Source organism: Shewanella sp. A22, assembly GCF_053850585.1.
The window spans coordinates 1-20117 of the sequence record NZ_JBSQBN010000085.1; the positions used below are offsets into that span (position 1 = coordinate 1).

At 40.5% G+C, this 20117-nt stretch carries 17 protein-coding genes and 1 pseudogene; 6 read left to right on the forward strand and 12 right to left on the reverse strand.

Features of this window, described 5'->3' with window-relative positions:
- Positions 1-335: 335 nt before the first annotated feature.
- Positions 336-2375: an oligopeptidase A gene (gene prlC, locus ACWXWT_RS14450; protein WP_456042280.1), complete on the reverse strand. Its 2040-nt coding sequence runs from the start codon at positions 2373-2375 to the stop codon at positions 336-338.
- Between the two features lie 376 nt (positions 2376-2751).
- Here prlC and ACWXWT_RS14455 point away from each other — a divergent pair, with 376 nt between their 5' ends.
- The 3 genes from ACWXWT_RS14455 to gorA all read left to right on the forward strand — a co-directional run bounded on the left by ACWXWT_RS14455 (position 2752) and on the right by gorA (position 5554).
- Positions 2752-3498 carry a hypothetical protein gene (locus ACWXWT_RS14455; protein WP_456042281.1) on the forward strand — a complete coding sequence of 249 codons (747 nt, stop codon included), beginning with the start codon at positions 2752-2754 and terminating at the stop codon, positions 3496-3498.
- An 81-nt stretch (positions 3499-3579) separates the two neighbouring features.
- On the forward strand, positions 3580-4110 hold the full coding sequence (locus ACWXWT_RS14460; protein ID WP_456042282.1) for a hypothetical protein: 531 nt from the start codon (positions 3580-3582) through the stop codon (positions 4108-4110).
- Positions 4111-4198: 88 nt separating this feature from the next.
- Complete coding sequence (gene gorA, locus ACWXWT_RS14465; RefSeq protein WP_456042283.1) at positions 4199-5554, forward strand: glutathione-disulfide reductase; 1356 nt, start codon at positions 4199-4201, stop codon at positions 5552-5554.
- Positions 5555-5615: 61 nt separating this feature from the next.
- Here the strand turns inward: gorA and ACWXWT_RS14470 are convergent, their stop codons facing one another.
- Positions 5616-6248, reverse strand: coding sequence for a TetR/AcrR family transcriptional regulator (locus ACWXWT_RS14470; protein ID WP_456042285.1), 633 nt, complete (start codon positions 6246-6248; stop codon positions 5616-5618).
- Positions 6249-6367: 119 nt separating this feature from the next.
- Between ACWXWT_RS14470 and ACWXWT_RS14475 the strand changes: the two genes are divergently transcribed.
- Positions 6368-7234, forward strand: a complete 867-nt coding sequence (locus ACWXWT_RS14475; RefSeq protein WP_456042286.1) for a LysR family transcriptional regulator — start codon at positions 6368-6370, stop codon at positions 7232-7234.
- A gap of 34 nt (positions 7235-7268) precedes the next feature.
- On the opposite strand, the gene ACWXWT_RS14480 is transcribed toward ACWXWT_RS14475, so the two are convergent.
- The 7 genes and pseudogenes from ACWXWT_RS14480 to ACWXWT_RS14510 form a co-directional block, all read right to left on the reverse strand.
- Positions 7269-7616 (reverse strand): anaerobic C4-dicarboxylate transporter family protein, encoded by a 348-nt coding sequence (locus ACWXWT_RS14480; protein WP_456042287.1) that lies wholly within the window; start codon positions 7614-7616, stop codon positions 7269-7271.
- Positions 7501-8100 (reverse strand): annotated as a pseudogene (locus ACWXWT_RS14485) (anaerobic C4-dicarboxylate transporter family protein). Before ACWXWT_RS14485 ends, ACWXWT_RS14480 begins: the two are co-directional and overlap by 116 nt.
- A gap of 554 nt (positions 8101-8654) precedes the next feature.
- Positions 8655-9782, reverse strand: a complete 1128-nt coding sequence (locus ACWXWT_RS14490) for a hypothetical protein (protein WP_456042288.1) — start codon at positions 9780-9782, stop codon at positions 8655-8657.
- A gap of 38 nt (positions 9783-9820) precedes the next feature.
- Entirely contained in the window at positions 9821-11065 is a 1245-nt protein-coding gene (locus ACWXWT_RS14495) for a hypothetical protein (protein ID WP_456042289.1), read from the reverse strand.
- A gap of 224 nt (positions 11066-11289) precedes the next feature.
- Entirely contained in the window at positions 11290-11643 is a 354-nt protein-coding gene (locus ACWXWT_RS14500; protein WP_456042290.1) for a cytochrome c3 family protein, read from the reverse strand.
- A gap of 29 nt (positions 11644-11672) precedes the next feature.
- Entirely contained in the window at positions 11673-13193 is a 1521-nt protein-coding gene (locus ACWXWT_RS14505; RefSeq protein WP_456042291.1) for a flavocytochrome c, read from the reverse strand.
- Between the two features lie 408 nt (positions 13194-13601).
- On the reverse strand, positions 13602-15137 hold the full coding sequence (locus ACWXWT_RS14510; protein WP_456042292.1) for a DUF3612 domain-containing protein: 1536 nt from the start codon (positions 15135-15137) through the stop codon (positions 13602-13604).
- Positions 15138-15290: 153 nt separating this feature from the next.
- Between ACWXWT_RS14510 and ACWXWT_RS14515 the strand changes: the two genes are divergently transcribed.
- Positions 15291-15803, forward strand: coding sequence for a malate synthase (locus ACWXWT_RS14515; protein WP_456042293.1), 513 nt, complete (start codon positions 15291-15293; stop codon positions 15801-15803).
- A 174-nt stretch (positions 15804-15977) separates the two neighbouring features.
- Here ACWXWT_RS14515 and ACWXWT_RS14520 read toward each other — a convergent pair whose 3' ends face one another.
- From ACWXWT_RS14520 to ACWXWT_RS14530, 3 genes are all read right to left on the reverse strand, one after another.
- Positions 15978-16604 carry a 4Fe-4S dicluster domain-containing protein gene (locus tag ACWXWT_RS14520; RefSeq protein WP_456042294.1) on the reverse strand — a complete coding sequence of 209 codons (627 nt, stop codon included), beginning with the start codon at positions 16602-16604 and terminating at the stop codon, positions 15978-15980.
- Between the two features lie 43 nt (positions 16605-16647).
- Positions 16648-16854 carry a hypothetical protein gene (locus ACWXWT_RS14525; protein WP_456042295.1) on the reverse strand — a complete coding sequence of 69 codons (207 nt, stop codon included), beginning with the start codon at positions 16852-16854 and terminating at the stop codon, positions 16648-16650.
- Between the two features lie 187 nt (positions 16855-17041).
- Positions 17042-18235: an HD-GYP domain-containing protein gene (locus tag ACWXWT_RS14530; protein WP_456042296.1), complete on the reverse strand. Its 1194-nt coding sequence runs from the start codon at positions 18233-18235 to the stop codon at positions 17042-17044.
- A 347-nt stretch (positions 18236-18582) separates the two neighbouring features.
- On the opposite strand from ACWXWT_RS14530, the gene ACWXWT_RS14535 reads away from it, so the two are divergent.
- Positions 18583-19941 carry an isochorismate synthase gene (locus tag ACWXWT_RS14535; RefSeq protein ID WP_456042297.1) on the forward strand — a complete coding sequence of 453 codons (1359 nt, stop codon included), beginning with the start codon at positions 18583-18585 and terminating at the stop codon, positions 19939-19941.
- Positions 19942-20117: the final 176 nt, after the last annotated feature.

Sequence of the window (20117 nt, forward strand, 5' to 3'; positions counted from 1 at the left end):
TCCTTTATGCTTCGTTAGATGCTTTCAAAATACGACTGCATGGTCTATTTTTTCCATAAAAAATAAGACATTCCCACCATCCATGGCGGTCAGATACTGGAGGTAGAGTAACGCAGGAGCTTGTTACTGAGGATCACTATTCGCTTCAATCATCTGCCTTGCCTACAGCACTTTGAACTCCCGCTGAAAGACCACATATTTAATAGGATTGGTATAAGGCTTAACAGGCAACGAATATCTCTCTACCTTATTTGAGGATGTGAACCCTAAAAATAACAAAAAAGCATAAACCGGAGTTTATGCTTTTTATGCTGTCATTGTGTAATAGGATAAACCTACACTGCAATACCACTGTGGCGCAACAAAGCATCAATGTTTGGTTCACGGCCCATAAAGCGTTTAAACAATTCCATAGGCTCTTCACTGCCACCCATTTCAAGAATGTTGTTTAGAAAGCTTTTTCCCGTTTCTGAGTTAAAAATACCTTCGGCTTCAAAACGCGAAAATGCATCTGCAGATAAAACCTCAGCCCATTTATAGCTGTAATAACCCGCAGCATAGCCACCCGCAAAAATATGAGCAAAACCGTGTTGAAAGCGATTAAAACTCGGCGGGGTTAGTACCGCGATTTGGCTACGGACTTCATTTAAAATCCCTTGAATATCGACACCTTTAGCCGGGTCAAATTCGTGGTGCATTCTAAAATCGAACAGAGAAAACTCAAGTTGGCGCACCATCATCATGCCTGACTGGAAATTTTTCGCCGCGAGCATTTTATCAAGCAACTCTTTTGGTAATGGTTCGCCCGTTTCATAGTGTCCAGAGATTTCCGCTAATGCTTCTTCTTGCCAGCACCAATTCTCCATAAACTGACTAGGTAGCTCAACCGCATCCCACGGCACACCATTAATACCCGACACACCGCCCACATCAACTTTGGTTAACATGTGGTGAATGCCGTGGCCAAATTCATGGAACAATGTAGTCACTTCATCATGAGTAAATAGCGCAGGTTTGCCATCCACCGGACCATTAAAGTTACAGGTCAAATAAGCCACAGGCTTTTGCAGCCCAGTAGAAGTTACACGGCGACCACGACAATCGTCCATCCATGCACCACCACGCTTACCGCTACGAGCATATAAATCGAGATAAAAGCTACCACGATGTACATTATCGGCGTCATGAATATTAAAGAACCGCACATCTTTATGCCAAGTATCTACACCTTTTTGTTCGCTAATGGTTAGGCCAAATAAGCGATTTACGGTATAGAACAAACCTGACAAGACTTTGTCCTCAGGAAAATATGGACGCAAAATTTCTTGTGATACCTGGTACTTGTGTTGCTGTAATTTTTCCGCGTAAAAACTTAAGTCCCACGAGGCCATTTCGGTTACGTTATAATGCTCTTTCGCAAAGGCACGAAGCTCGGCTAATTCAGTTGCGGCTTGATCTTTAGAGCGTTCACCTAACTCATTTAAAAAACCCAATACTTGTGCTGGATTTTCTGCCATTTTGGTGGCTAAAGACTTATCTGCATAACTGTCAAAACCAAGTAAATTTGCTAACTCATGACGCAGCGCAATAATTTCGTTCATGTTGTCGGTGTTATCAAACTCACCGGCATTCGGGCCTTGATCAGACGCCCGAGTCACAAATGCGCGGTAGCATTCTTCCCGTAGTTGACGGTTTTCGCTATAGGTCATTACAGGTAAATAAGATGGAAAATCTAGAGTGAATAACCAGCCCTTTTGCTCTTTGGCGTCAGCCATGGCTTTAGCTGCAGCGATAGCTGACTCAGGTAAACCGGCTAAATCAGCTTTGTCAGTAATCAGTTTGGTCCATGCTTCGGTAGCATCTAATAATTGGTTAGAAAAATTACTTGTTAACTCAGATAAGCGTTTAACCATTTCGCCATAGCGTGCTTTTTGGCTGTCATCTAAGCCAATACCCGACAATTCGAAATCACGTAAGCTTTGCTCAATCACCATTTTTTGCGCTTGAGTTAGCGGTGCAAAGTCAGCCGACTCATGGATTGATTTATAGGCTTCATATAAACCTTGATGCTGACCAACATAAGTGCCGTAATCTGACAGCAAGGGTAAACAGGCATCGTGAGCATCGCGTAATTCATCACTGCTGATCACTGAGTTCATGTGTGACACTGGCGACCATATTTTACTTAATTCATCATCAACCTCTTCAAGAGGCGCAATGAGATTATCCCAAGTGTATTGGTTATTTTTGGCTAATAATGCATCAATAGTCTCACGACAGTTGGCAATGGCTTGCTCTACAGCAGGCTGAATGTGCTCAGGTTTAATTTTTGAAAATTCTGGTAATTCTGCGCTACTTAGCAATGGATTGCTCATAAAGATTCCTCGAATAATTCGCGTGACTATTTAGCCTATATTGGGATAATTGTTACCGTTTTCAACCATTGAAGCGATTTATCGGCACCAATAAAGCCTACTTTCCTATACACATATAACGCTTTTTTATCGCTGCATGAGATCATATAAATACCCAACAACATAAATCGACCCAGACCTACCTCAATTAAAAAATAAATTCAACGATCAATATCTCAAATATAATTTACATTAAATTTACATGTTTATTATTGACAGGCAGCTCTCAAACGATAGCGGTTATCATTTCAATTTACTTTAAAAGGGTTAGCATACGCTTTACTAACTTAACTTTGCCAATACAGTGAACCCAGTAAAAATGACCTTCGAATTTTGCATGCTAAAGCGTACACAGCTTGTCAGTCCTTTATTGTTTGGTGCCGCCATCATCTTAGGTTTACTCTTTTCAACACCGGTTTTTGCCAGCACTGAAAATCAACCAAACATTGGATTTGATATTGCCTGGGATAATCATTACATCAGCGAAGGACGAGACAACCTAGAAAAAGGCGGTATTGTCTGGGGTGTTGTCAATTTTGAACAAAATGATCTTGCTGTTTATGCTGTTGTTGGTAGAGCAGATCAAGTCAGTTATGTGGAATGGAACTTAGGCGTTGAATATACCATACACCTTGCTAATGATTTTGATGCCACCATTGGCTATCAGCGTTTAGCATTTTATTGCGATGAACACGCATCTGATAACGAGTTTTTTAGCTCACTCACTTATAACGGCTTTAGCTGGCTTGTGCCTGCAGTTAATTATACCTATGCCACCGAGGCCGGTGGATACTTTGTTGAATTAAGTTTACATAGCCCTTGGGAAATTAACGAACAACTCACCTTAACACCGTATGTAGTACAAGGAATTGACTTTCAATATAGTAGCGAACAACACGATGGTGCTAACCATTTCCAATTTGGATTAGAAGCAGAACATAAAATCAATGATTCAATGGCCGTATCTGCACACATTAGCCACAGCATCGCCCAAGAAGATATTAAACAACAAGCCCCAATTGATGGTGTACAAGGTAGCCTAGATCAAACCTATGCTGGGGTACATTTCAACTTGAGTTTTTAACATGGTTTAACTGGCATTTGAGCATTCTAAGGCTAGACTAAAGGAGGTAAAAGAAACCTTTTTAATCAAGCAAGGAAGCTTATGTCCACTCGAACGCCGTATATTCGGTGCTACTTACTCACAATATTAATACTATTAATAAGTCAGCCATTACTGGCTAGCGACCTCACCGATCTCATCATAAAAGAGCCACAAAAACAGACTCGGTTAACCAATGACAATGCCAACACCTTGCCGCCACAATACGCCAGTGATCATCAAGGTAATGTTATTATTATCCCCACAGAGCCAAGCTCAGCATTAGAATACCAAGCAGACGATATTTACCTTAAGCCAAGTCTAAAAAAATCGGCACCAAACAAAACCAAAACACGTTCATCCCGTGCTGTCCACCCTGCAATTGAAAAGACAAAAATAGCCAACGACCCTAGCTGTCGCTGGCTCAATAGTCGCCTTAAACACTTAAAAAAGAAACGTCATCAAACTCAAAATCATCAATTTAGTCATTATCAAGATGAAATTGATATTAGGCAACAAGAATGGAAATGCCTTAAGTGCGCCAGCACAGGCCCTACGGATGTTGACCGTAACATTTGCCAACCCAAACGGTAAGTCTTTGCAACAGGCGCAACAACTTAACAACTAGATTGCAAACACAATCCCCCCTACAATGGGGCCATAAATCCTAGTGGAGATCATCATGGCTCAACATTTTGACTATATCGCGCTTGGCGCAGGCAGCGGCGGCATAGCCTCAGCAAACCGAGCAGCAATGCGCGGCGCAAAAGTATTAATTATTGAAGCAAAACATGTCGGCGGCACCTGTGTTAACGTTGGCTGTGTCCCAAAGAAAGTGATGTGGTATGGCGCTCATGTCGCTGAAGCACTGAACCTATACGCCAAAGACTATGGTTTTGATGTTACCGTCAACAAATTCGATTGGAACACCTTAGTTGACAATCGTGAGGCTTACATTAGCCGTATTCATGATGCGTACGGCCGAGGCTTTGCAAACAATAAAGTGACCTTATTAAATGGCTATGGCCGTTTCATTAATAACAACACCATTGAAGTCGATGGTGAGCATTACACCGCAGATCATATTGTCGTTGCCACTGGCGGTGCGCCGACTATTCCTAACATTCCAGGTGCCGAATACGGTATAGACTCTGACGGCTTCTTTGCTCTTCGCGAACAACCTAAACGCGTCGCGGTTGTCGGTGCTGGTTATATAGCAGTTGAAGTTGCAGGAGTATTGCATGCATTGGGTAGCGAAACCCATTTGTTAGTACGTAAACATGCTCCACTGCGTAATTTTGATCCAATTTTGACCGACGCATTAGTTGATGCGATGGCGACTGATGGCCCAACGTTACACACCAATAGTGTGCCTAAATCTGTCACCCAAAATCCCGATGGTAGCCTAACGTTAGCATTAAATAACGGCGAAAACTTAACAATTGACTGCTTAATTTGGGCAATTGGACGTTCACCATCCACTGGCAATATCGGCTTAGAAAACACAGATGTTCAGTTAGATACCAATGGCTATGTCATTACTGATGAGCAACAAAATACCACCGCTAAAGGTATTTATTGTGTTGGCGACATAATGGCAGGCGGCATTGAATTAACCCCTGTAGCGGTTAAAGCAGGTCGTTTATTGTCAGAACGTTTATTTGGCAACATGCCAGATGCAAAAATGGATTACAGCTTAATTCCCACCGTGGTATTTAGCCATCCCCCAATTGGCACTATGGGCTTAACCGAGCTAGAAGCGGTTGAAAAATATGGTCAAGACAACATTAAGGTTTATACCTCTACCTTTACCTCAATGTACTCTGCGGTAACCGCCCATCGCCAGGCATGTAAAATGAAGCTGGTGTGCGCTGGTGACAATGAAGTTGTTGTGGGTATTCATGGCATTGGTTTTGGCATGGACGAAATTCTTCAAGGTTTTGGTGTCGCAATGAAAATGGGTGCCACTAAAGCAGACTTTGACGCCGTTGTGGCAATACACCCAACGGGTGCAGAAGAGTTTGTTACTATGCGATAAGCTTTTGAAATTAAGTACCTATTTCATAATCGTTCATCAGGTCAGATTGATATCTGGCCTTTTATTTCTCTTTATCCGCTAACCATTGCAAAAAGACTTTAATTGTTGGCATACGCTTATGTGAATGCCCCATCAGTTGGGTCATTCCAAAACTGAGCTGATAATACATGTCGGCATCGTTGTAATGTTTGTGCGAATCATCACTGTTGATCATCGCACCACGTAAATAGTCTTTTAACAGCTCACTACGATTGAATCCATCCACTTTTCCAATAGCGGTTAACGTTTGGTCATTCCATTGACAATACTCACTAATGACACGTTCAAATCGCTCTCGATAATAGTCACTTGCTTGTGATAACACCGATTCATTGGGGATCACTCTGGCAATGACAAATGCTTGCTCAGATAAAATACGATACAAACGTTGGCAGTGATGAAATATAAAACGTAGATACGGGTCACTGTATTGCTGTGTATCTTGTTCGGCTTGCTTAAGCCAAAGCCGATAATCAGCACAAGCAACTGCCACGATGAGGTCTGACTCAGAAGTAAAATGATTGTAAATGGTGCCTTTAGATATTTGGCTAGCTTGAACTAAATGCGAACGACATAAATCGAAAGTTTTATGGCCTTTTAAACATCGTTGCGACACTTCAATCAAGAAATTACCGCGTTTTTCCCAGCTACTCATACCTGACCCCATTAAGCTTAAGATGAAATCTTTTCAACTTCACATTTACACCATAGCAAGCTTTGTGTACACCGCAAATTGAGTAATACTGATACCACTATGAACTTATCCAATGACCAATGTTAAAGATTGAATTACTTGAAAGTTTTATCGCTATTGCTGAGTGTCGCAACTTGTCAAAAGCAGCAGATAAAATTTGCCGAACCCAATCAGCACTCAGTCTACAAGTAAAAAAACTTGAAGAAAGTGTCGGCCAATATTTGCTGATAAGGGACAACAAAGGCGTCACCTTGACCGAGTCAGGTGAAACGCTGCTTAACTATGCCTATAAAATGATGCAACTTAACTCACAAGCGCTCGATGAGTTAAAGGAAGGTCAAAACCATGAGGTGATCCGCTTAGGTGTGCCTACCGATTTTATAAAATGCTACCTAAACAGCTTTTTATTAGAATTTATTCGTGAATTTACTTTTATTGAGTTAGTCATAGATACTGATGTGAGCGGTAATTTATACAAACGGTTACATCAAGGTGAATTTGACGTCATTGTTGCAACTCACTGGCAATTGCCAACAAGCGGAGAACTGTTGTTTACCCGTCGCTTTCATTGGGTTGCGGCGTCTGACGGAAACGCCCATCAGAGAAAAACCTTTCCTGTAGGATTATACCCTGAAAACTGCCCTATTCGAGCCCAAGTATTTGCTAATCATCAATTGTCTATGCGTCCTATCAAGGTATTACTGTCCACCCCATCACCAGAAGCTTTGTGCATGGCGGTCGAGAATGATTTAGTGATTGCGCCAATAGCCGAATTTAGAATTAACGACCAGATGCAGATTTTAGATCCTGTTGAATACGGCTTACCGCCACTGCCTGTATTTAACGAGTCGCTTTACCTCAATCCAGACACCCAAACACCTGCAACAATACAATTAATTAATTTAATAAAAGCCAATGTCGAACGCAAAGGCTATCAGCTCTACTAAACTCTGCTTCAAAATCTATACGCTCAATAATTTATTACAGCATTAAGCTGCCAAACAAAAATGCCAGTAACACGCTCGATGTGATTGTTATTACCCCTGGGATCAAAAATGGGTGATTAAATACCGCCTTACCTATGCGAATTGAGCCAGTATCATCCATCTCGACCGCAGCCAACAAGGTTGGGTAAGTCGGTAATACAAATAAGGCACTCACCGCCGCAAATGAGGCAACAGCAGTTAATGGACTCACGCCAATGGCTAACGCCTTAGTCGTTGCGCCTTGTGAATACAACAACATTGAAGCAAAAAATAACGCCACAGATAACAACCAAGGCTGACTTTGAAGTAACGTCTTTAATTTCATCAATGTGGTTAGACGCAAAAGTGTCGCCTAGCCATGCTACGCCCAATACACAAATACATGCAGACATACCCAACTAAAATGTCGACGCATTTGAGATCTTACCGGCGTCGATACGACAAAACCACGTTATTACCGCAGCGGCTGACAACATAAACAGCATAATGGCCACATCGCGCGACAATACAAGATTGGTGATTAACCCCACTTTGTCAGATACCGCGGTGGCATAAGACATCACAGCTGCAATCGTCACCAAAAAAATCATAACCGACGATTTAGCTCTAGGCTGAAGTGTCACTTTGGTTTTGCCACGTATTTTGACTAACCCACTGGCTAAACGTTGCTGGTAAATAGGATCTTGAGCCAGTGGCTTACCAAACATTGACGCCACAGCCGCACCAATTAATACCCCAACACCACCAGCAAAACCAATCCCCATGCTACCCATTCTTGCACCTAGGTAAATGACGCCAAGTACAATAATTATTTCTAGTACCATCATAATGTTAACTCTATTTGAAACCTGAATGTCTTGACTGAAATAGCAGGGATTACTGCTTTAGAGATCGTGATAGTACTCTGTTGAAATTTTACGGATGTAGACGTAGATCAATTAACTGTAACTGGAAGGGATAATATGTGCTTTATCAGCACGTTTATTCACCATTTTTTTACAGATATAATAACGAAATTAGCGTTACGATCTATCATTATAAAAATGCCAATCAACGATTGGCATTTTAGCGTAGAGCGAAATGCACCTTAACTACCTAGGGCCTGTTGATCTTTCAAGGTTGTTTTTGCAGCGAATTGTTGGTCATTTGTACAAAGACGAGACTTTGTGGTGTAGTTATTCTACATAAAAAGTCGATAATGCAGTAAAAATGACCAACAAACGCTGCCCGAAGGGTTCGGCTAAAAACATTTTACTCTTTGTTTAGTCCTCTTCGTTAAGCAAAAGTAGCTTAGATTGCTAGGCAGCAATCCTCTCGCCTCGATTAAAACGTTTTTATCTCGAACAAAACTTAACCAGCAAAGATCAACAGGCCCTAGTACTTAAAAATAGTAGCCAAAGTTAATATTGATGCGGTGATCCCAACTATCGCCGATTTCAGGTAAACCAACATGACCATTATCAAGCGTAGAGGCGTACATATTTTTACCCATAATAAAATCGATCATGGTGTAAGTTGGACCTGAAGACAATGCAACACCTGTGACATTTTGATAACTGTTATCATAATCGTCATTATCAACATCTGGGGTTACCACACCAAAATCATTATAGATTTTTACGCTGCCCCAGCTAGTGGTGATTGTTTTAGCAATGTTCACACTATAGGCTTGAGCCTTAGAGGCAATTTCGTATTGCCAATCGTAGGCTGAGACGGCAATTTTATTACTGTCTAAAGCATCTGCGGCATCATACTCATATTGCATTGCCTGTAACTGCAGTGCCCATCCATTATAACTACTGTCAAGATGTAGGGCGACGGCATATCTGTCACCATTATTTCCAGTATTACTATTGTAAATTTGCCCTACCTCAATTGAAGCACCAACTAATGTTTTACCGCCTTCATACTCCATTGCGTAGGTTTGACGTAAATTCAGTTGATTGGTTTCTTCATTATAATATTCAGTACCATTTACTTGGCCAGAATATAAATCAGTTGAATAACGTTCATTTCGACTTGCACCGTATTCAGCATTTTTATAAAACGCAAACTCAGTATCCCAACCATTATTGGAATAAACAGTTTTAATACCGGTATCGTAATCATCTTCAAATCCTAAATAATACGGAACACCAAACCAGAAACTATTTGAAATAAAACCAGGATTACCAAATGGTACTTGGTTTATACCAAATTGAATTTGCCATTGGTCTGAGTAATCATAAAAAGCATAACCATAACGTAATGCTTCCCACCCATCGTAAAAACGATATTCTGATGATAACCCCCAATTATTTAATTTACCGTTAAATTTAACAGATGCCATTTCAAATGTTAAATCACCTGATTTATCTTTCGAGCTTTCGCTATATTCTTTATATGAATAATTAGCCCTTAATGTACCACTAACATCAATACCATTTTTAACTTCATCAGCACTAGCGTAAGAAGAAATCATCCCCAACGAGACTAAAGCAGATAATAAAGACAACGTTAATAATTTCATTTTATTTCCCAATTCAATAATTAATAAACCAATAGCTATTACCATTTCATTTTGGTTAAGTCGCACTGAATAACTTCATCTTTATGAGCAGGTGTACCAGGCTTACTGGCAGATTCACACAGTAATGTGGTGCCATAGTCATTACGTTTATCGTGGGCGTTACTTCTTGCCCAAACAGACACAATTGCACGCTCTTCTGGTTTTGCCTCACAACTACCGTCTACTTCGAAAGCATGAATGGTATTTTGATGTAGATACACAAGCGGATCTTGTTCGGCATTACCCGATAACCACTGGGTTTGAGCATTGAATTGACCTGCATCGAATTGTACGGTTCTCACGTTGCTGTCTTCGTGTACAGTCGTAACAAGCTTAGAATCTTCACGAACGGCAAATGTCTTAAACTCATTCACACAAGCAGGCAGCCGCATGTTGTAATAAATTTCTGATATAGCATGGTTATGATATGGGTAGAGAGTGTCTACAGACTGTACCGTCATACCAATTTCGGCACCTACTTTTTGTTTGTTGATTTCATCAATGCGTAATAAGCCCCAATGCCCAAAGATTTCAGCATAAGCATAACCTCCACGTATATTGTTGAAATTTTTATCATTACGCTTACTTTCTTCTGCATACATAGGGAACCAACCTGCTGCAGCCCATAAATTAGGTAAAGCATTGGCACTGATATCGGTTGGGAAAGCGGAAGGCATTTTTATCTCATTGCCAGTCACCATTTTGCTAAAGTTTTTCGTAAAGTTTTTACCTATTTTTTGCACTTCTTTATTAGTCACTTTTGTATTAAAAAAGCTCTCAAATGTTGTACGTTTAAGCCATTTAGCAACGGGGGAATTTTGCTCTAATTGACCACCAGGACTGTAAATCCAATTGACTTCTTCACGTGCACCGAAACACTTTTTCGCTTTATTTGGATTGTTGATAACTTGGTAAATGTTTTTAACCATTAACTTCATATCTCGACGATCCATAATGCACATATTCTTACCACCTTCGGTAGAATCATACATAGCTTCATCTGAATTTAAACATGGACCATTTTCACTGTTAGTTAATGCGACTGCATATGATTGTAAATATTGCAGGGTTTCATCCCATAATATATCAACATATTTTTGATCTTGTTTATTATATTGTGGTTCTTCACCTAAACAGGTAAATTCAGCATTATTAATATCACTTTCATCTAAAAAGCTCGGTAGTTCACTAGCCATACTCGAACTAGACAACAGCATCATGACTAGCAAATAATTATATTTCATAACATCCCTCTTTCTTTATTTTAAAATCTACAAGGATATTACGCTTGGAATTAATTCCAAAAATTTACACTACACATACTTACAACAAATATAAATAAACAATTACATTAATGTGAAAATACTTTCATTATTATTGGTTTTTAAATAATAATGAAAAACAAAACCGCATATTAATTACTTAATATGCGGTTTGGTAACACATCTTAATGTAAAATTAAGCTGACTTACCCTTTATGTTTATCAAACTTAAAAGTATGACAGTTACTGCATAAAGGTTTTTTAGGAGTGTGCTCACCATGACATTCTTGGCAAGGTAAGTCTTTACCATAGTGAAGATTATTATGTGGATTCTGCCACTTGTCTTCTTCACTTCTGGCTGTTTGCTTTGCTAAGTCATCTACATCATGGCATTGCAAACACGCTTGATCCGATGGGAACTGCTTAATACCATTGTCATGACACGTTTTACAGTCTTTACCAATAACATCTTTATGGTAATCTCTTATTTCTGCGGCTTGTACTGATAAACTAGCTAAGCTAAGTAAGCCCAGTGCAAGCATAATTTTTAATGTTTTCATCAATAACTCCTCTTGTATACTGGTCTTTACTAAACTTTCATCATGCTACGAGCTGCTGTCATACCCATCACCATACACTCTGGAATAGAACAACTGCCTAAACGACTCACGCCATGAATACCACCACACACTTCGCCAGCAGCATAAAGCCCTGGAATTGACTGACCAGTAAAGCTGTCTTTAACTTCTGCTTTAGTGTTCACTTTTACGCCACCTTGGCAATAATGTACTTTTGGCCATAAACGCACGACGGTAAATGGCGCTTCGATGTATTTGTCCGTTGCCTTGGTCATGTTTTTACCAAACTGCTTATCTTCACCCGTTTTAACATAACCGTTGTATTCAGCAATTTGCGCTTTTAACTCTGCTAAAGGTACATCAAAGTGTTTTGCTAATTCTTCAACAGAATCAAACTTCCAACCCACATTGTACTTAATCACTTTTTCAGTATTAGGGTGCGCTTTAGAGTCTTTAAAACTTGAGATTAAAATCGGTGGTAAAGCATTACCTTTTTCATCTCGACAACTTAATTCGGCATCTGCACGTGTTTTACGGTCGGCTATTTCATTCATAAAACGTTTACCGGTTAAACGGTTAATCGCAATTGAATGAGGGAAGTTAAAAATTGAATAGTTAGACACATAACCAAAACCACCTTCATCAGGTGAAGCCCAAGGGCCTGATTGAATGTGAGCTAAATGCACTGGAATGGCGCCTAAACGGAACATTTCATACATGCCTTCACCAGTCGCACCAGGTGCGTTGGTACAGCCTACCTCAGCGGTTAAGGTTGGATCTTGCGCCATGCGTAAATCGACATTTTGTGCAAAGCCACCCGTAGCCATGATCACGCCACGCTTGGCACGAATATTCATCACTTTACCAGGTTGGTCTTCACCAAAATGGTAATTACTGCGCATCTTGACACCAACAATTTCGCCTTTACTGCCAATGAGGAATCCTTCAAATTTGGAACGATTATGGGTATGCACACCAATGCGTTTACACTCTTTGTACAATGGTTGAGTGATACCGGCACCACAACTCACAGAAGTTTGGTAAGTACGCGCAACCGAATGACCACCTAATTGTTGTAAATACGGATGATATTCAGCACCTGCGTCTAGGGTCATTTGTAAAGCTTCAACCGCATGTGATGCTACGTGTCTTAGTAATGATTCATCGGCAATACCACGGCCAGATAACATTTGATCGGCAACCATTCTGTCTACCGAATCTTCAACACCTTCTTTCTTTTGCATTGGCGTTTGAGGAGCGGCAAACAACCCACCATTAATCGCCGAGTTACCACCAAAATAAGACATTTTTTCAAAAATATGAACGTCTTTTGCACCCAGTCTGGTCGCTTCAATTGCGGCAGCTAAGCCAGCAAAACCAGAACCAATAATGAGTATTTCAACTTCTTTATCCCATTTAACACCGTCAGCCTTTTCAGACACAGCCATTGCTGGTGCTACCATCGCTGCCCCAGCAGCAATACCTAGACCTGCAATAAACTTACGGCGCCCTAATAGATCTATATTGCTCATAGGTTATCACCCCTTTTTATATAATTGACGATTCATCATATCGTTGGAATCAATTCCAAAATGGGAACTATTGTTAATGTTTGGTGAAAAGTTAAGCCGATTGAAGATAATCAATTGTAGGTATTATTTTAAGGGAATTTGTAACAGGAAATCGATTTTGGACCATAATCCAAACTGTGAAACTGCATGTTTTTAATGATGATTTAACCTATGACTTGAGTCGATGATTACACCCAAACAAACACTATCTTTTTTATATCCTAGTAGGTACTTTTGATACATCAAAACTCTGCATGAATATCGTTGCTAACAATGTTCATTTGTTCACTATTTATTGGCATTGAAGTAGATTATGGATAAGTGAATTAGCCGCATCAACGGGTGTAAATGCGGCATAAAGCCAGACAACTAATCTTGATTTTCCTCGCATAAATTACGCCCTGCGGCATAACAACTTGGTTGGCGCGGACATACAGCCCCACGAGAGCAAATTAACTGCGCATCTTTTTTAATCCCACGCTCAATCCAGTTAATATTAAGGATTTTCGCCACACTGGTGAGATCTTTTTGGATGTGTTTAGGGATAATGATTGAACCGCCTCCCGTGGCACAGGCTTGCTTCAAATCGTTCGCAATTGACTGCGCATCTTTGCCTTGTGCCTCAATAGCCGGATTTAAATCAATACCTGCACACAACACATGTGGATTACCCGCAGAATCATCAACCTTAACGGATTCACAACAATAAATCCGTGGCTCATTACCAACATTCAAAATCGATATTTGTGCAGAAGTACCTTCGACAGGTTCATTGATCATCCTAAATACAGCCCAATGCTGACAAGGATCTTCCACAAGACGCATATTGCCCCACGGTAAAGGAATACCATTACCACGATAAACCGCTTTTAACTTACCTGGCGCGTAGGCATCAAAATAATGCCAGTGTGGATAAGGTGACACTACCGTCATGCGGCGCATGGCCACAGAGGCTGACACTTGCAATTGCTTATGGACACTAATTTCATAACCATGGCGGTCAAGTAACTGCCGGTATGGCACTTTTGGGCACAACAATGCCCCTGCAAAAAAGCTTGATTCAAAGTCACGCCAAGCATGTAAAATATCTTGTGCATTCAACGTATTTGACTGTGGAATAAGAGCATCATCAAAGTCATCACGACAACCCGACATCATCACACTCTTTAAGCCGTCTTTATTGTGTAAAACACAATGACCTATGTGTACGGCCAAATCGTATCTCAATCGGCTGGGTCTATTTTTCAAAATATTGCTAATATAAATGGTTCCTGGCGGCTCAAAAAATGAAGTAACCAACTGCTTAGAACTTAAGCCCATCTCGTTGATAACTTCTTGGGGGGCACGGTCAATCCATTTAATTTTTAAGCCCATACCTTTGGCGATATCGATAATATCTTCGGTAGCAAGCGGCATTCGCTTTAGGCCAACTTCTTCAGCCGCACGTTCTAAATCTGGAAAATGATTTTGATGATGCTCTTGATGGGCACGAATAAGCAAATGAGCGAATTGGCGGCCACTGGTGCCCGTTTGTGACAACATTTCAGGAATGGCAATTTGCAGAATGTCATTGGAAAACAAAAAGCTCGGCTCAAGCGGCATACCACTGATGCCACCTTTATTACCTTTTTCAGGCGTGATCGCTTCATCTTCTGGCACATCATCAAGAAACCAATCCACTTCTTTTTGGAAAACTACCGCAATGACGGCCAACATATCTGCGCTTGGAACACGCTTTCCACGTTCAATCATTGACAAATATGACACTGATGGTGAATTGCTTGAGTCAACACGCATACAACGTGCAGACAAGTCTTCCATGGTTAAGTTGTTGCGTTTACGCAAGTTTCTTATCTTTGTGCCCAAAAAATGGGTCTTTCGCATTAAGCTTTTTTCATTTCTCATTTTGTATAATTCACACTGTAAAATTTTTATTGTGAAATTGTTTGTAAAAATAGCATAGACTAAAAATCAAGCTGCTATCAAGGCTTAATGATAAACAATAATTAGAAAGGTTTTGTGACCTACAACAACACGAAGAGGAATAAGGCGATGAATATGTCTACTCAAGCAAGCGCAACAGCCACCCAAAACCTTACCCGCTTCATTGGTGAGCAATTTGTAGCAACGACCAATCAGCAGGATCGCACTGCAAATGCAAAAGACTTTTTGGATGTGCAATTTCCATTAGCCGAAGGTTCACATCAAGATGTGAGCAGCTATGTGGTGTACTACAACCACTTACTGGCTTTCTTAAAGGATGGCACCCAATGTGGCTTACAAAATCCATGTCAATTTGTCGCATTAACAGGTCATAAAACTGAGCCAACGTCTGTGGTATTAAAAAACAACGATACCCACGTAGAAATTTGTTTTGATCGTCTAGGTAACTTAGGTGCTACAGATGACGCCAATATTGAAGATATTCAAGTGTCGATGCCTATTAAGAATTTACCGACGCCTTATAAGCAGTGGATAAGCTTACTGCACACCAATGGTCAACCTATTGAAGGCAGCTGCAAAGTATTTACAGCCAAAGATGGTACAGATTACGCATTACATCTGCGTTAATGGGCTATCGCGATAACGTTCGCGACCATTTGGCAAAAAAGGCTTCTCCCATTAACAATGTGAGAAGCCTTTTTGTTGTGTCATGATTTTGTTGCATAGTACCGATAATGTCGGCACGATTTTATGCTGTTATAGTGACGTTACGGCCAAAAGAAGCGTGATGTTTGCGAGATATCATTTGCAGGTTCCGTTGGCGTTGGATTTGTCCAAACTTGGAATTTGGGTCACCTTAAATTGCACGGTTTGTCGAGTGCTATCTCGCAATCGGTTACTCAAACGGCCACTGACGGTAAACAGATAGTCCAGCTGTTCTGCCGGCTTTATCGCTACCAAGCTATCGATGACTATTTGCAATACTTGCCCTTGAACATCATCACTGCTGATACTAATTTGATAAAAAACCATTTGTTGAGTTTTATTGCGAATTTTGTGCAGATAGCTATTTTCAACGTTATTGGCATCCACTTGACGATACAAGGTTTGGTGGTCGCGGATCACATTGAGCTGTATAGGGCTTAAGTGACTTAAATCGCTAATAATCAGTACAATCATGATCAATAATGCATTGGCATAACCGAGTGATTTTAGCGAAAACAGGCTGGCTTTTGGTTGTCCTTTTAAGGCATTTTCGCTGGTAAAGCTGATTAAATTGGTGGCATAGCCAAATTTATCCATGGTTTGATTACATGCATCAACACAGGCACCGAAGTTAATACATTCGTATTGCAAGCCGTTACGAATATCAATCCCAGTTGGGCAAACATCAACATACAAATTACAGTCGACACAGCCACCCGGCATTTAAATAAGTGCATATGGCAAAAAACCACACCCATGTGCCAGTTCAAAAACCACTATTCAGACTAAATATATCAACATATAGATCGCGTGCAGGCATAAAGTAACCAATAAACCCGCAGCCAGTTAACAAAGCAAATACCATCCACACAATATGCTTAGTGATCCGTTTACGCACTTTACTCAGTGACCATGGTACCTTATCTAACGCCGCTCGATGATGATTGCCCTCGATTTTGGCTTCAACCCACATGTCATACCAATCCTATTAACTATGAAATAACAGAATGATAAAATGTGTGCGCTCACAGGGCCGTCGTTAGCTCGCGTTTGAGCTAACGACGTATAAACAGATATATTAAAATAGGATTGAGTCGCAATCGTCGCTGGAATTGAACAAACAGTGTGATTCTATCCATTTTGCCAATGAAATAGATTGCTTAATAATATGGGCTAGGATCAACATCGAGCGAGCTTGGCGATACGCCTTTCTCAATGTGTAATTCAGATTTAAGCAAGTCAACCATTGTCACTTCGGTATAACGCTTATGTTTAAGTGAATAAAAACACTTCACAATAGGGTGCAACGCATCGCGTCCTTTTGCATCCCACACGATACCTACACGATCATCAGACAATTGTACTAACGACCCTACAGGGTAAACACCCACACAACGAATGAACTCATATACTAATTGCGGATCTAAATGAAACGGGGTCAAACTAAGCAAAACTTTAAATGCGGCGGCAGGGCTCATGGCTTCTTTGTAACAACGAGTAGCTGTTAATGCATCGAAAATATCCACAATACAGCTCATTCGCCCATGCAGTGGAATTTGGTCATCTTTAAGCCCATTTGGGTAACCTTTACCATCAAGCTTTTCATGATGCATTAAGCACACATCTTTACTCACCTGTGGCAATTCTATGGTTTCATTCATTATGTCAATTGCATAGACTTGGTGTAACTTCATGTGCTCATATTCTTCAGGCGTGAGTTTACCGGGTTTATGCAATACTTCATCATCGACATAAATTTTGCCGATATCATGCAAAATACCGCCCACAGCCATTTTTTTTAACAGCTCACGATCAAGGTTAAGATGAATACCAAATGTCACTAATAAAAAAGCCACATTAATAGAATGCTCGAGTAAGTACGCATCCTTAGAGCGCAATGCAGAGATACACTTAAATGCATCTGCATCATCCATAACAGACTCAATCATTTTATCGGCGATATTTTCAACTTGACTCACTTCAATGGTTCTACCACTGAAGGTTTCAGACATCACTTTTTTGATTAGTTCCTTTGCTTCAACAAGCAACTTTTTAGCTTGCGTTTGCCGAATATCAAGAGTCATGGTTGCTTTGCGTGTAAGCAAACTAGTGGCAGAACTCGATTTATCCGTTTTTTTTAATCCACAATTATCAGATGAGCGCTCAACATCAACCCACACGAGCAAAATATTATTTTTTTTCAGTTTTACAATTGCATCACGATTTTTGATTTGTCCAGGGTTACTAATGGCCACTCGATTTTGTAAACGATCAATTGCGGTAACAAACATGCCGATAGCAAGCTTATCCGTAGGAATTTTAATGACATTGCTTGATTCAACAGAATCATTCATTGTAAATTTTACTCCAAGCAAGGCAGAATGAGATGTTGGTCACATTATAATTAGTTACATTCTGTACTAATTTTCCGTATTTGCCAATTTTTTTACCTTAAAACTACAGTTTGATCACATACATGCCGACTCTTTATCTTAACCAAAGGCAGCATACAAACCCATGCAATTATTTAACGTCATAGGATTTATTAAATAACTTACTATCATTAAATTCGTCGTACACTATTGTCATTGTAGTGTCGGCTATATTAGTAATTAAGATCACACGCTTTAACCTTGGCAATTGACACTATTTCTCGGGTTTATTAACGTTAACCCTCATGCAGTTATACAAGAGGTGCAGATTGACAGGTCACTTTTTTTCACCACAATTTAGCGAATTAGTTGCTAAGATCGAACAACTTCGCATAGTACCTATCAGTGAACCCATAGTACAACTTTCTGTTGATGCTCCTGCGCTGCCATTAATATCTTGGCTAAGCGCGCAAACGTTATACCCCAAAATATACTGGCACGGACGTGATAGAGATGAAGATATCGCCGCCTTAGGGTCATGCAAAGCATTTTATTTTGCCGATCAAGTTGACGACAATGACCTCGCAAAAATTTACCAGCAGCAACGCAATAAAACCAACCAACAAGATATTCGTTATTATGGTGGCTTAGCCTTTGACCGCACAGTTGAATGTTGGCCTGAGTTTGGGCGCGCACACTTTATATTACCCAGAGTTGAATTACGCCGCAGTGGAAACCAAGTTAGAGTGCTGGTCAACCTTAATTTTGAAAATGGCAATCCTGATGACGAAATTCAAGCAGCGTTAGACGCCATCTCGATGGTGGTAAAACCACGCCCTTTGTCTCCGCCTAACAAACTGACCTTAATGAATCGCAGCGATTTACCCAATTATTCACGCTGGAAAGAACTCGTTGAGCAAGTCACTCAAGCTAATTTTATCAAATCAACCCCTAAAGTCGTGTTGTCACGTCACAGTCAAATAGATGTAGATGACAATATTGATCCGTGGACAGTCCTAGCTTGTTGGCAAGGCCGTAACCCAAACAGTTTTCAGTTTGGGTTCCAGTTTAGTCCTGAGCGAGCATTTATCTCTTGCTCACCAGAACGGTTATATTTACGTCGTCAACAAGAGCTTTTTACCGAAGCATTAGCAGGTACAACCGTACGGGGGTTGAATCCTGATGAAGACAAAACGTTAGCACAAGCACTCTTGGATGACTATAAAAACAGTCATGAAAATCAACTTGTTAGAAAACATATTGTTGATGCGCTAACGCCATTAAGTCAGTATGTGGGTGCAGATGAACAACCCAAAATCTTTAAGTTAAATCATATTCAACATTTACATCGCTCTATTCGGGCGCAGCTAAAACCAGGCATAAGTGATTTTGAATTACTCAGTGCGCTACATCCAACGCCAGCAGTAGGAGGCCTACCTCGTCACGCGGCATTAAACTTTATTCGCCAACGCGAAGGTTACGCAAGGGGCTGGTATGCTGGGGCGTGTGGTTATTTAAACCATGCCGAATCAGAATTTTCAGTGGCAATTAGAAGTGCACTCATCGAACCTAGAAGAATCAATTTATATGCAGGCGCTGGAATTGTTGCCGGTTCAGACCCTGATGCCGAATGGCAAGAGCTGGAAAACAAACTTGCTACGGTATTGTCTATTTTGGTCGACTTTTAACCCCCTAACTTAACCGCATGCCGAGGCAAATTGGCCTATATTAAGCAAAATAATACCAATCCTATTAAATATGTGATCTTTCAGCGGGAGTTCAAAGTGCTGTAGGCAAGGCAGATGATTGAAGCGAATAGTGATCCTCGGTAACAAGCTCCTGCGTTACTCTACCTCCAGTATCT